The sequence below is a fragment of the Veillonella parvula genome, from assembly GCF_032472435.1.
Classification (GTDB): domain Bacteria; phylum Bacillota; class Negativicutes; order Veillonellales; family Veillonellaceae; genus Veillonella; species Veillonella parvula_N.
Map to the genome: position 1 here is coordinate 465,636 of NZ_JAWEGM010000002.1, position 14,799 is coordinate 480,434.

Here is a 14,799-nt window from a genome sequence, read left to right on the forward strand (position 1 = left end):
CGTCTTTTATTTCAAATGCGCCAACATATCATTTAACACTTCCATGCAATCCCCCACTATCCCATAGTTAGCGTGTTGGAAGATTTCTGCATTTGGATCGTTGTTGATAGCCACGATTGTGTCAGCCCCAGAGATACCGCTCACGTGTTGAATAGCACCGGAGATACCGAATGCCAAGTATAGTTTAGGGCTTACAGTTTTCCCTGTTTGGCCTACTTGGTATGGCAATTCAATCCAACCTTTTTCAACGAGAGGACGTGTAGCACCTACAACGCCGCCGATAGCATCAGCAAGTTCGTAAAGCTTATCAAAGTTTTCTTTGGAGCCCATGCCACGGCCACCTGCTACGATGATGTCCGCTTCTTGAATGTTGTACCCAGCTTTGCTGAACGGAATGAAATCAAGACGCTTCATGCGAATGTCTTCAGGTTTAAGGTCGAATGGTTCAATTTGAATGCGGCCCCAGCTATCTGCAATACGTTCCGGCTTCTTAAATACATTAGGACGGACAGAACCCATTTGTGGGCGATGATTTGGGGAAATAATTTCAGCTAAAATATTCCCCCCCAAGGCAGGGCGTGTCCATTCTACAAGGCCTTCTTCAGTATCTACTGTCAAAATGGTACAGTCAGCCACTACACCGTTTTTCATGCGACCAGACATGCGAGGTGCCAGGTCACGACCATTATTCGTAGCGCCAATCAAAAGAATATTAGGCTTATGGTCTTCAAAGAAGTCCGTCAAAACCTTTGTATAGCCGTCTGTTGTATAGTATTTCAAAAGAGGGCTTTCAAAAACGTGAACAATATCCGCACCATGTGCCACAAGTTCCTCCGCTTCGGATTGAACATTCTCACCAAGTAGCATAACTTGAACGAGTTGGCCCAATTCCTTAGCAATACGGCGAGCTTGACCGATAAGTTCGTACGTAACCGGATGCACTACGTCGTCGATGGTGTCAGCTACGACAAAGACGTCTCTATATTCATCAAAATTTGTCACTCCCATTATCGATCACCTCCTTTGGAACCTTCTTCACCTTTAACAGCTGCTAAAACCTTAAACTCACTGGAGGATACACTTTCAACAGAGGCAGCCCGCTGCACAGGATCTTTTACATCTACGCCCTCATCATTGGTATCTACAGGCTCTTCAACCAGTTCTTCGCTAGGCACTAATAGATGAGAAAACTTTTCTGGCTTGATATTATAAGCTAATTCAAGAATTTTCTTAGCCCCTTCGTCTACGGATGAAAGCATTTCTACCTTGCCTCGAAGCGGTGGTTGGTATACCTTGCGCACACGTGTAGGAGAGCCATTGAGACCAATACAGCTTTCATCAATATGCGGCATATCTCGCAATGTAATATGTGTAATCGTATACCGTTTAGCGTAAATCGAGCTCCAAAGACCTGGTTGGCGCGGCTCATTGAGTTCAGCCGTAGCCGTTACCAATAAAGGTAATGGAACTTCCACAATTTCATAGCCATTTTCATGTTCTCGTTTCACAATCGCTTTTTGGGCTGCTTGATCTACGGATAATTCACAAGCATAGGTAGCTTGCGCCATGCCTAGTTCCTCCGCAATTTGAGGACCTACTTGAGCCGTATCACCATCGATAGCCTGCTTGCCGCAGAAAATGATTTGGAACTCACGATTCATAGTACGTTGAATATGACGAATGGCAGAGGCAATTGTATAGCTTGTCGCCAATGTATCAGCACCGCCAAACGCACGGTCTGTAATGAGCACCGCATCATCTGCACCGAGGGATAAACACTCGCGCAGTGCCGCCTCTGCTTGTGGAGGCCCCATAGTGACAACGGTTACACGGCTACCTTCATATTGGTCTTTTACCGCAAGAGCTGCCTCTAACGCATGCATATCATAAGGGTTTACAATACTAGGCAGACCTGTGCGGATGAGATTATTCGTTTCTGGATCCAGCTTAATCTCAGATGTATCTGGAACCTGTTTGATACATACTAATAACTCCATACACTCACCCCTGTCTAAATTCTACGCCCTTAGCATTACGCGGATATTTCCAAGTTTTTACGATGGTTTCGCCACAGAGAACACGGCAGGTACCGCATTCAAGGCAACCAGCGAAATCAAAGGCTAAATCGCCATTTTCTTGTAATGTATATAGACTGGCAGGACAGCCGTTTACGAGTTTCATTTTCTCTTCCAAGCTAAAGCCAGCGCCATCCACAATGATATGAGGAGACGTTTCATCTACATAGTATTTATTGGCGCCCAAGCGCTCTTCTAATTTCATAGGGAACGCACCCCTTTCCAAGCATCACGAATCAAGGTAACTAAACCTACATCACTTACACTACTCATCAATTTTTTCATCATTGGTACTGCTCCATCACCGTTTACAGTGAATACATCGCGCATCACATTATTCACAAGAGCTGGATACTCTTTGAATATACGAGGGTTGGATGCGAGGAAGGTAGGCATATTTTTATAAAGCTTCATGTCCTTATACAACCAAGAATTCTTGATTTGACGTTCATACAATTTAGCAACGCGCTCCATATTTTCATCGCGCAAGGCTACGTTAACCGCATCCGCTGCACACATGCCAGATTCGATGGCAAGGTCCATCCCACGAATGGTATACCCCAAGTTCATACACATACGCGCCGCATCACCGACGATGACATACCCATTACCGCCCAGCTTAGGTAGCGCTTTGAACCCGCCTTCTGGCACGAGATGCGCACTATGCTCCTTCAATTGGCCATTTTTTAATAATGGTGCGATTCTTGGATGGTTTGTGAAAGCTAACAGCATATCATCTACCGATTTAGTAGCTTTGCCGATATCTTCAAGGCCTACAACCATACCTACGGAAAGGCTGTCTTTATTCGTATAAATAAAGCCACCACCTAATAGGCCATCGGTCATATCGCCCAATGTAAGCCACGCCATCCCCTCATCGCCAGATAGCATAAGGCGATTTTCAAGATCCTCTTTTTTGAGTTTATATACTTCTTTCACCCCTACAGCCATTGTTCTTGGATCCGTAGGACCTGTAAGACCAGCCTGTTCCAATAACAATGTATTAGAACCTTCTGCGATGACAACTAATTTTGCATATACTTCGTCATCGTGACAGCGAACCCCTATTACGCGGCGATGTTTACCTTCACCTTCGGTAATAAGCTCTGTTACCTGTACATTAGATACGAGGAGAGCCCCTTTTTTCTCTGCCTCTTCTGCTAGCCATTTATCAAATTTAGCACGCAATACTACGTAGGATTCTTCATTAGGTTCACCATCTTCGTAACTATACTCGATGGTGGTCATTTCATTACCTGTACCAATAGAAATGCGCTCTTTTGTCACCTTTCGTTCCAACGGCGCACGGTCTCTAAAGTCCGGTACAAGACGCTCCAGAGAATGTGTATAGATGCGTCCACCCATCATATTTTTAGCACCTGGTGCGGTTCCACGTTCGATAAGTAAAACTTTTACCCTCTGCTCCGCAAGGCGTAATGCTGCCGCAGAACCCGCTGGACCTGCGCCAACAACGATAACATCAAATGTTTCATTGCGATCAATTGCCATATACTCAGCTCCTTTAAATGAAAGCTTAGACTTACATAAGTTCATATAGTATATATATTTCTCTATTTAGAACCAAAATACCTTTAAAAATTATCACAGAAAGATGAATATATTCTATATTTTTCAGAAATATATTATAAAAGACTTTAAAGGTTGTATATATACTCATTATATATTAATACTAATGTATACTTTCCGTTCTAGATGAGTGCAATAAAATTCATCAATTCGTGAAATTTATAAGTAAGTCTAGCTTTCACGGTAAAAGTAGCGTATGATAAAAGTAGCAAAAACCCTATACGGAGCAAGACGCGTATAATACGACCGCATAATGCAAGTCCACGGTCAAGGTTGGGAACTCGTTATTTTTTAATTAAGAGGAGGCCCTATGGACCCGTTAAAAATCTTGAAAGCATTATCCAATCCGCATCGGTTAGATATTATATTGTGGCTAAAACACCCAGAGAAAGAGTTCGGTGTACAAGTACACACTAATACGCTTATCGACTTTCCATATAGTGTAAGCGTTAAGAGTATACAAAAGCGCTGCGGTGTATCGCAATCTTCTATTTCTACATTTATGAGCATCTTAGAGAATGCTGAACTTGTAGAATCGCGTAAAATCGACCAATATACCTATTTCCGTCGCAACGAAGAGGTAATTCGCGAATTTGGCGAATGGTACAACAAAGAAGTATCCATACAGAATGACGAAATTGACAAATTATTAGAAACGGTTATCTTAGAAGACACTTCATATCCAGCAACTGAGGAAAGCTCCATACCTAGTAAGCAACTGACAGTCGAAATACGTACTAAGGGACCGCATCATGATGAAGAAAGTAAATAAAAGCCCTTCCCTACCTAACATATCTAGGGAAAAACGAAAAGAGCTATAATTTTGAATATTATAGCTCTTTTTTATGTAATACTATACCATACATAGTATCTATATAACTCATAATGATAACTTACAATGCAAAAAGAGTGCCTTCCCTTTGGGAATGGCACTCTTTACGTTTATACATTTCGTTGTGCTTCATAAGCTCTGAATAGTTTAGATAATAATTCAGGAGCCAAGCGCAATAAATCTGGATTTTCACAGAAGGACACGCGCAATTGTGTTTTGCCAGGGTTATTATCGCCATTTTTACCGCTATAGAAACCATTGAGCGGCGCCATGAGGAGTGTATATTCCTTACCATCATCAAGGCTTACTGCACCGTGTTCGGCACACCAGGAAGCAAATTCTACGCCGTCAAAGCCAGATTTTGCCACCTTTCTCACGTCGATTACAAAGTAAATAGATGCTTCAGGGCGAGACACGATAAAGTCCGGTTCTACCTCTTTAAAACCTTTGTGGAGTTCAAAGATCATTTGACGGTAGTAGTCGCGTTGTTGCTCATACCAGTTATGCAACTGCGCATAAGACTCATGCTTCAAAGCGCCAAAGATATATTGGCCCAATGTATTAGCGCTAAGGTTTGCCGTATATTCCGCAACAGATTTTTCATAGCATAATTTATTATCCGTAATGATAGCTCCAATGCGAAGTCCACACGCATTCCAAACCTTACTAGCTGTTTCAAGGCTAATACGGCGACCTTCGATGCCAGGCACATCTTTATCGGTTAAAGCCCAAATGCTAGATGTTTCTTTCCCCTTTTCATAAGCCAATTCGCGGTACGCTTCGTCAGAGATAATCCATAAATTATGTTTAACGCACAATTTAGTATATTCAATAAGTGTTTCTTTGCTAAATAATTGACCCGTCGGATTGTCATAAGGAATGATGAGCAACGCACCAGGTTTTGTATCGATAATGCGTTGTTCAACAGTCTCCACAGATGGCAGTTCAAACTCACCATTTTCATTGAGCTCCCGTTCTACTGTCACGGTTTTACGGCCTATGCGAAGGCCTACTGCGTCATAGTTTGTATAAGAAGGATTGAACATCAAAAGAGGGCGTTCCTCTTCGCCTGCACCACCACATACGCCAAGCATGATGATTTCCATCGCCATGGATGCACCGTCTGTTACGAGTACATCAAGACCTGTCGTATCAAAACCTTGACTGCGCAAAATATGAAGGAATGCTTCTCGACACTCATCAGTGCCCGTAGTTGGTACATATGGCACAATCCCATTATGGAACGGGCTATTGACACCGCCCAAATCAAACAACCTACGCTGCATGGCGGGATGCATAGGACGCATTACATTGCCAATAGAACCATTCACCAAGATAGGCGGGTTCTTACGTTCCAAGAATTTAATTTGTCCTAGGCGAATGCCAGACGGCTTCCGAGCCATCATATACGGCGATAATTCTGGTTGTTTCATTTCGATCCAACTCCTCTAAAAATCAACCTTCTCCATTGGAAGGTTTTGATAACTGTGAAAGTAACAAAACACTTACTATACAAGCAAATATACAAGTACATCACAAAACATAAACTATGAATACCTATAGATAGATACATAATATTATAGAGCTTTTACTATAGAAAATCTATAGTTTTATAACATATGCTTATTTACCTATACTTAATTTATCGATTATTGAAAATAACTCTCATGGTATTTAGTGTGGTCTCAATATACCATCAAAAACTATAATAAAAATGAAAGAGCCCCTCGAGAGGCTCTTTCACCATGATATAGATTACATTTTGAAGCTAAACAAATAACTACAACGTAATTGTCAATTATTAGTATAGCTTTATAATCGAACCATTGCAGTAGTTATATCCATTAGATAGTCACTTCTACACCGAGACGGAAGTTGCGACCTTGACCTGGCCACCAGTCACCAGGGTTGCCCCAACGAACGTTAGATTGTTCTGCATAGTATGTATCAAAGATATTGTTGATACGACCAAATATAGTAACATTTTCGCGTACACGATAGTTAGCGCTGATATCCGCCAACCAGAATGTTTTACGTGGGAATACATTATCTGCAGGGCCAGGACGATTAATGATACCGCGGATATCTAAATGAGCATCCCATTTAGCATCATTGTAATCAAGACCTGCGTTAACAGCATGTTTTGGTACATACCCATCGCGATTTGCTTTACGAGTTGGTGTCGCATCGATATGAGTATAAGTATAGCCAAGGCGTGCGGACAAGTGATTAGTCAATTGTTTACGCACATCCGCATTGATGCCACGAGCTTTTTCAGTGTCAAAGTTGCGATATTGGCCTGTAAAGTTTGCTGGATCTGTCATAACCCAACCGATTTTATCCTTTGTACTACGGCTGAAGAAGCTAAGATTACTATTCCATGTTTTACCGAATTTGTGGTGTACACCTAAATCAAATTCATGACCTGTTTCCGGTTTCAAATTGCGATTGCCATTGAAGCCATCAAACAATTGGTATGGTGTAGGGGCTAAGAAGTACTCTTTATACGCAGCATACACATTTGTCTTCTCATTTACATCATAGCCAAGGCTGATGGATGGAGATGTATGAGTACCGAAGGAGGAATGATGGTCAACGCGGATACCAGGCGTTACAGTCCACTTAGGAGCAAATTTCCATTCATCTTGAATGAAGTATGATGTGTTCGTAAGCTTCACGCCGCCCATATTAAGCACCTTATCTTGTCTCCAGTCAAAGCCACCTACTACAGTATGGTCTTTTGCTTTATACGTAACTTGATCCCCAATACCACGAGTCTTCACATCCGTTAAGTACCCATCATATGTTGTTTTATAATGATTGTTCATCAAGTATAATTGATGGCTCCAGCGATTGCTGATTTTGTTGTTCCAAATCGCACGCAAGGAGTCATTTGCTTCATTACCATAACGAATGTGATTGAGTGCACCCAAATGGTCGGAGTACATTACATCGCCACGATATGTATCGTAAGATATTTTTACATCGTTCTTATCATTGATTGTATTGCCCACCATGAAAGATGCAGTGTGGCTATTGCCATGTTGCGGAACGCGCACGCCATGACCATCTTTATAGGAACCAATAATATCTTTTTGTACGCCTACACGCCAATACCAATCATTTTGGCTACCTTCGTTGGTAATTGCGTATTGCTCTAAATCATTGCTGCCACCCATCACGCGAAGCTTAGTTTGTACACCTTGCTCAGGTTTTGCGGTGATTACGTTTACTACACCACCAATGGCACCGGAACCATACAATGTAGAGCCTGCGCCACGTTGAACTTCAATGCGATCAATACTAGACATATCTTTCAAAATAGTCATCGGCGGATTCACACCAGCCGCCCCCATATTGATGCCGTCTACCAAATACAATACTTGGTCAGACCCATTGATGCGGAATGCATTGGAGTTCGTGTAACCTACGCCACCACCATACGTATTAATATCTACGCCCGGTACGATGTTCAAGGCTTCGTTCATATTCGTAGCATGGCGCTCACGAATATCGTCGCCTGTTACTACGCCTACACTAGCTGGCACTTCTGAAAGCTGTTGTTCACTACGAGTCGCCGTAACAACAATGGTATGCGCTTCTTTCGCATCACTAGCATCAACAGCTAATACACTAGGTGCACTCAATGTGCTACCAAATACGAGAGCTAACCCTACGTACATGGATAATCGTTGCATTCTTGATACTTTCATAAAAACCTCCACACACACTAAATCATTTGTTATATATATTTTGTGCCATAGAAACCATTGCACGAGTCATAAATTGAGAATAACTCATGACCTGCGAGGAATCTACGAGGAACACACGACGATTGGCGATGGCCTTAACCCCTTGCAAAGCAGGGTCAGAATAGAGCTGTTCTGCCGTTGCTGGCGTAGTACCATCCGAAGTATAGGCCACCGATGGGATGATGATAATGTCTGGATTCGCTTTAATTAAATCCTCTCGCGTCCCATTATCAAAAGGCCCCAAGCCTAATTGGGCGGCCGCATTGGTAACCTTCAGATATTTAGTCATATCATCAAAGGTTGACCCTTTGCCACCGGTTAAACCAAATTGCGTATAAAATGCTACTACAGGGCGTTCACCAGTATGTTTATTTGCTAACTCTTCGACAGTTTTCAAATCTGCATCCATGCTAGCAATCATCTTTTCATCCGAAGCGTGTAAGAGTCCTGCAATTTCATGGATAACTGCTTTTGCTTCTTCTACCGTAGTCGGAGTCTTATAGACGTAAACGGGAATCTGCATATTCCGCATTTCCCCAATTGCATCTGGAGACATCCAGTTTGGAACTAATACTAAATCAGGTTGTACTGAAAGCATGGATTCAGCAGTTGCTTTCACATGCGTCCCCACCTTGGCAGACTCGTCAGGCACATTGTTAGGCACGGTACCAACGGCTGCTACTCGGCTCGGATCAACCAAGGATAACACTATATCCTCTGTACTGGCAGCAATAGGGGCGATTCGCTTCGGCTCACTAGGCACCGTAACAGTTACACCAGTGCCATCCGTAACTTGATGTGTCGTGCCCGTTGTCCCCGTCTGCGTAGGACCACAGCCGACCACTAAAAGTACCATCATTACTATGGTACATATGATAGAAATTCTTTGTTTCATGCTAACGACCCTCTATAACCCCTTCCATGGAAATAAATAATGATTGCAAATCCTGTAATATTTCAGGCGATGCATTCCAATAGCCACGTTGAGAAGCCTCTAGCAAGGTTTCTGTAATGCGCTGTAAGGCCCAAGGATTTACATTGCGCATCCAGTCTTGTACCGTCTTGTCTAAAGCATACTTATTAGCATACCCTTCATAGACCCAGTCTGGTACGACATCACTCGTAGCATCCCAACCAAAGGTATGGGATACGACATTCGACATATCCGATGCCCCTTTGTAGCCATGTTTCATCATGGCTTGAATAAATTTAGGGTTCTGCGTTTCCCCTTGCACGACGCGGCGAATTTCGTCACCTAAGGGCCTCATCACAACACGACTGCGGTCTGAGCTATCCCCCACATAGGCGCGCGGCGCACTGCCCTTTGCGGTGCGCACCGCCGCAATGAGACCACCGTGATAACTATAATAATCATCAGTACTCATAATATGGGTTTCTCGATTATCTTCGTTCTTAATGGTTACATCCATCGTAGTTAATCGACGTTGGAACAGCCTCATGTCCTGAGGAATGTCCTTGTGCAGATGAAAGCTACTCCACTTGATGTAAACTTGAGCAATATCTTGTAAAGACTCCCAGTTTTTACCTTCAATCAAGGCACCTACACCCGTGCCATAAGCTTGGGGCGGATCGCCAAAGATGCGGAGTCTAGCCTTTTTAGTAGCCAACAGAATGTCCTCTCCTTGTTCAACGAGCCAATCCACATCATCGTGAATATGCTTTTTCACGTAGTTATCTTCCAAGGACTCGTCTAATTCTGCCACCATTTCAACGGCTTTATCAAGCCATCCGATGGCAGTAGGCATCATATCTCGAATGAGACCACTGATGCGGCCCATCACATCGATGCGAGGACGCTGTAATTCTTCTAAAGGAATCACTTCTAAACCTGACACACGACCACCCGATTGCCATTTAGGTCGAACCCCTAACAAGTAAAGGAACTCACCTAAACACTGACCATGACTTCTAGAATTGCTCGTAGCCCATAGGATAATACCAATCGTCTCAGGATACCGTTGTTCATTCAAAATATAATCAGCGATGACTTGATCTGCCAACTCTATGCCTAATTGATAGGCTATCTTCGTCGGTAAAGCTCTTTCATCTAAACCATAGAAGTTACGTCCCGTAGGCAGTACGTCGACTTGACCGCTCGATGGGGATCCCCCAGGACCAGGCTCTACATATCTGCCCTGTAAGGCATTTGAAATGGAGCTTAGCTCGTTCTTGGTGTCACCTAATTTAGGAATATACTCTCGAACGATAGCATTCGCCAAAGGTTCTAACCGTTCGGGCACTGTATAATCTGATGTATTGACCACATAGCTTACAAAGCTACGCAATTCATTCCAAATTCGATCTATGGTAACACTATATCGTATACCATCTGAATGAATTTCGCCAGCATGTTCCACCATATAGGACCAATCATAACCTAATTCTTCTGCGATGGTAGCAAGACCTGATGGAATTTCACCTTGAGGGGTGCTTACAATAGCAGTAATAAATTCTTCTAAATTCTCCCCTTCAGGCCCTTTCCCCAAGATGTGCAAGCCATTACGCATCTGCATATGTTTCAAGTCGCTCAGCTTTTCATGGACCTCTGTAATAATATCGTCCACCGTCATCGTTAAGCCTCGATCTTCATCGATGAGATGACACTCCATAGCCTTTTCCCGAATCACTTCGCCTATATTAGAGACGCTTTCCGGATGTTCCCGATCAAAATGACTATGTTCATCGAGCAAGGTTTCTAATTCTTCAAACTCATCATAGAGGCCCGCCGTCGTCATCGGTGGCGACAAGTGTCCTACTAAGCAAGCCGAGCTACGCCGCTTGGCTTGGATGCCTTCCCCAATAATGGTTGTCCAATACAGGTAAATATTTGGCAAACTAGAAATGCCGATTTCAGGATAACAACTAGCACTGAGACCAGCCCCCTTACCTGGTAGCCATTCTAAGGAGCCATGTGTGCCTACATGAATGATTGCATCAGCTTGAAAGACGTTCCGCACCCAGTGGTAAAAAGCCAAATATTGATGCGGTGGTGGCAAACATGGATCGTGATAAATGGCCGATACATTCTCTCCGAAGCCGCGCGGTGGTTGCACCGTAATCCACAGATTGCCATTTGAAAAACCTGGGATAATCACGTCATCATCGTAGACGAATACATCCCCTGGGGCTTCGCCCCAAGATTTAATCATCGCCACCTGCGTATCTTCCGGCAGCGTAGCAAAATATGCTTTGTAATCATCGCTACTTAAGCGACCTTCTGCAGAGGCTAGTAGTTCATCGGTGAGCATGGAGCGGTCATTCGTCATATGAGACGTTACCACATCCATCAAGTCTGCACTTGTTTCTGGCACCGTGTCGATGGTATAACCTTCCGCCTTCATATCTCGCAATAACCGTAGCACCGACTCAGGTGTATCAAGACCTGCGGCAGAGCCAATGTTGGAGTTCTTAGGCGGATAGTTATGTAATATAACGGCCACTTTTCGCTCCGATACAGGGATATGGCGCAATGTAGACCATTTAATAGCTCGTTGTACAATAGCAGCGATGCGTTCTTTCACAGGCAAGTACACATAGTGTCCACGCTCATCATAGGTTTGGCATGCCACAACACCGCCTTGAATAACACCATCTAGCTCAGGCTGAGATATAGATAAATTCACGTCTAAAGGTGTTACACCTTGTGGATTCTCGGCCCAAGATTTCTCATCCATGTATATGGTATAACCCTGAACGATAGGAACATCCTGTAGCTTTAACTCCTCCAAGGTTTGAGCACCTAAGGACTGAAAGGAAAATTTACAAGTGTTGATAAGCACGTCAAAGGGGAATACATTCTTCCCAAAAAGATGGTTCATGGACAGCTTCATATTCGGAATACCTACGCGCGGATTCGAGCCATACTGACCATAAAAGATAATCGGATTGTACTGATGTTTGTAAATCTCTTCAAATAAGGCCTGTTGATACTCAATATCCCCCATGATCCATTCGTCACGGTAAAAGTAGACCGCTATAGATGGCCAATCTCGATGCCCTTCGGCATCCATAAACTCATCATAGGTTTCGTAGATATTGCCTTCTCGACCCATAATGGCTTGCCAAGGAATAGGATCTGGCTCTTCCCATTCAGAGGTAGGTTTTGTACTGAAAGCACCGTTGATTAAGCGTACATAATTCATGACCCCACTGGTTCGGCGGTAGCTTTCAAGAAGAACCCGTTTATCCTCATCCAAATTGCGATATAAAATATCTGTTTTCTTAGGTTCTACTACATCAATCCAGTATTTAGGATGATGTGCATATAACCAGCGTTCCAGACGTTCTAAGAAGGGCGAGTCTAAACCAACCCCCATATTCGTTACCAGAACTACATCGGCAGCGCGTAAGCGACTTTCAAAGTCAGCATCCCATTGAGGAGGCTTTTTCATATTGCAAAGGTCCACCTCGCCCTGTAAGAGTTCCGGGTAAGTAGCAACAGCTTTTTCTATATATTGAATTTGTTTTCCTAAATTAGAAATATACAGGAGACGACTCATGATCTACCTCCGCGATACGCGCAAAATACTATCTGACGTAATAGAGTCCATCGCATAATAACTGCCATTCATTAATTTACACAATTCCTTAGCTAAGCCAAGCTTGATAAAGCCCGTTTCCGTATCGATAACGATACAGTCTACTGGCAAGGTCCCTAAAATACGAGCCCATTGTTTCGCCTCTCCTACAGGGTCCTCAGAAGCACCCGAAGTAGCACGACCATCGGTAATACAAATCATTTGAATCCGCTCCGCCGAATGTCTGCGAAGCAATCTATCACACATAGTATAGGCTACTCGTAAACCTTGGGCTAAGGGCGTCTTGCCCCCCGTTGGCAATGTAGCTAACAGTCGTTCTGCTCGCTCTACACTACGGGTGAAAGGCAATAATACCTCTGCGGAGTCCTTGCGAAATACAATAAGTCCCACCGAATCACGGTGAACATAAGAGTCACGCAAGAGGCTCAAAATCGCACCTTTTGTCGCCTCCATGCGATGGCGAGCTGCCATAGAGCCACTAGCGTCCACTACGAAAAGCTGATACGCACCAATCCTCTTTTCCCGAGCCTTTCGGCGGTAATCTTGAGGTTTTACTACAATAGATAGCCCTTTTAAATCATGACGCTCTGCTTGTGGGGCCATTTGACATAAGCATTCCGATGTAACAGATTGCTCCACTACATTTAATGGGGTATCTACCTGTAATTGTTTTACCCTTTCAACAGCCCGCAATCGTTGATACGGTGCGGCTGCACGCAATGTGTCAATTAAAGCCAAATCCTCTAAAGCCTGTTCATCTTGATAGGCTCGAATCATGCGCCCCCTAGTATCCTTTGTTCTAGTCATAAGGCGCCGACCAGAACCTTTACGATACTGACGGTCTACCGTTTTAGAAGATTGCAATTTCCATTGAAAGAACTGGTTAGCTATACGGGCAACAGTATCGGGCAAACATAAAGAAGATATTCCATTAGATGTGTCACTATAAGTATTCATTGAATCAGAAGTTCCCCACTCATTCGCTGTAGACTCTAATGTTTCTGAATGATTGGACTCTTTTGATTTACCATCATCAAAATCCATATCACTTGAGCCGTCATGACCATCGCTATTTGAATTATCTAGCCCATTAGCGTTTAACGCGTCAGAATGGGATTCATCACGCTTGGAATCTCTGGAATCAGAGTTATCAGAGTCGTCTACATCCGAATCATCTGTTGCTGTTTCAGTATTTTTCTGTGACTGGTTTTGGTTACTTGCACTATTAGATACCTCTCCTTGTGAGGTCTGAGATTCAGGTGTATCATTGCGCTTCATGCGATGAGGCAGTACATAGAGAGCGGCTCGTTCCGCATGAGATGGCTTGCAGTAAGAACTACCATCAAGAACTGCCAGTGATTTCATCACTTGTAATAATACATACTCTGCTCCATGACCTACGGTTCGAGCTTGCAATGCATAGGATATAGCCAGTGAAAGCATAGCATCAGGAACAACTATAGATTGAACTTGTTTAGGATCTATTAGGCTCAATAAATCCTCAGATGAAGGCTCAATTTCATCTCGCCTTCGTTGTAACACCTTCACCTTAGATTGTAGTGTAGGTATATCCATAGATACATGCACATCTACAAGTTCCCACTCCACATCATCTAAGGTTCTATCCTCATGGTTTATGGTCAGTATCAGTAGTATTTGACGACGTTTCGCTTCTACCAATAGTGCATGACGGACTTCAGGCGACAGAACATGAGCATCATCGACGACCCAGCATCGAATACTCGTATCACCTAATAAGCCAGATGCCATAACCCTCTTGCTCTGTGCAAGGGATGCTTCAAAATCGATAGACTCTTGTAGTTGTGAACTATCTATATAAACAGGTATCAAACGATATGGAATTTGCCATTTCTCGAGGCACTGACGAAGTACATAGCTTTTACCAACACCGGTACCTCCAGAAATAACAATGGTATGAATCTGGTCGTTTACAAGGCCTATTTTGAGGGCCTCTTGTACAGATGTTTCCATAA

10 protein-coding genes are annotated in these 14,799 nt (G+C 43.4%); 1 reads left to right on the top strand and 9 read right to left on the bottom strand.

Annotated elements, in window-relative coordinates; all coding sequences use genetic code 11:
- Positions 1-6: 6 nt before the first annotated feature.
- The 4 genes from E7A03_RS05215 to E7A03_RS05230 are packed head-to-tail and all read right to left on the bottom strand — an operon-like array spanning position 7 to position 3,584.
- Positions 7-1,008 (bottom strand): electron transfer flavoprotein subunit alpha/FixB family protein, encoded by a 1,002-nt coding sequence (locus E7A03_RS05215; protein WP_024061032.1) that lies wholly within the window; start codon positions 1,006-1,008, stop codon positions 7-9.
- Entirely contained in the window at positions 1,008-1,997 is a 990-nt protein-coding gene (locus E7A03_RS05220) for an electron transfer flavoprotein subunit beta/FixA family protein (protein ID WP_316073795.1), read from the bottom strand. The genes E7A03_RS05215 and E7A03_RS05220 overlap by 1 nt, the downstream gene beginning before the upstream one ends.
- 4 nt (positions 1,998-2,001) lie before the next feature.
- Positions 2,002-2,280 (bottom strand): ferredoxin family protein, encoded by a 279-nt coding sequence (locus E7A03_RS05225; RefSeq protein ID WP_316073797.1) that lies wholly within the window; start codon positions 2,278-2,280, stop codon positions 2,002-2,004.
- The gene (locus E7A03_RS05230) at positions 2,277-3,584 is read right to left on the bottom strand and encodes an FAD-dependent oxidoreductase (protein ID WP_215676154.1); all 1,308 of its coding nucleotides are present in this window, start codon (positions 3,582-3,584) and stop codon (positions 2,277-2,279) included. Before E7A03_RS05230 ends, E7A03_RS05225 begins: the two co-directional genes overlap by 4 nt.
- A gap of 388 nt (positions 3,585-3,972) precedes the next feature.
- On the opposite strand from E7A03_RS05230, the gene E7A03_RS05235 reads away from it, so the two are divergent.
- Positions 3,973-4,434 (top strand): ArsR/SmtB family transcription factor, encoded by a 462-nt coding sequence (locus tag E7A03_RS05235; RefSeq protein WP_215676152.1) that lies wholly within the window; start codon positions 3,973-3,975, stop codon positions 4,432-4,434.
- Positions 4,435-4,604: 170 nt separating this feature from the next.
- Here the strand turns inward: E7A03_RS05235 and E7A03_RS05240 are convergent, their stop codons facing one another.
- From E7A03_RS05240 to E7A03_RS05260, 5 genes are all read right to left on the bottom strand, one after another.
- A complete protein-coding gene (locus E7A03_RS05240; RefSeq protein WP_316073798.1) occupies positions 4,605-5,927 on the bottom strand; it encodes a pyridoxal phosphate-dependent aminotransferase in 1,323 nt (440 codons plus the stop codon).
- 411 nt (positions 5,928-6,338) lie between these two features.
- Complete coding sequence (locus E7A03_RS05245; RefSeq protein ID WP_316073799.1) at positions 6,339-8,207, bottom strand: TonB-dependent receptor plug domain-containing protein; 1,869 nt, start codon at positions 8,205-8,207, stop codon at positions 6,339-6,341.
- 22 nt (positions 8,208-8,229) lie between these two features.
- Positions 8,230-9,141 carry an ABC transporter substrate-binding protein gene (locus E7A03_RS05250; protein ID WP_101928585.1) on the bottom strand — a complete coding sequence of 304 codons (912 nt, stop codon included), beginning with the start codon at positions 9,139-9,141 and terminating at the stop codon, positions 8,230-8,232.
- A 1-nt stretch (position 9,142) separates the two neighbouring features.
- Positions 9,143-12,766, bottom strand: coding sequence for a cobaltochelatase subunit CobN (gene cobN / locus E7A03_RS05255; protein WP_316073802.1), 3,624 nt, complete (start codon positions 12,764-12,766; stop codon positions 9,143-9,145).
- A gap of 3 nt (positions 12,767-12,769) precedes the next feature.
- Positions 12,770-14,797: a VWA domain-containing protein gene (locus tag E7A03_RS05260; RefSeq protein WP_316073803.1), complete on the bottom strand. Its 2,028-nt coding sequence runs from the start codon at positions 14,795-14,797 to the stop codon at positions 12,770-12,772.
- Between the last annotated feature and the right edge of the window lie 2 nt (positions 14,798-14,799).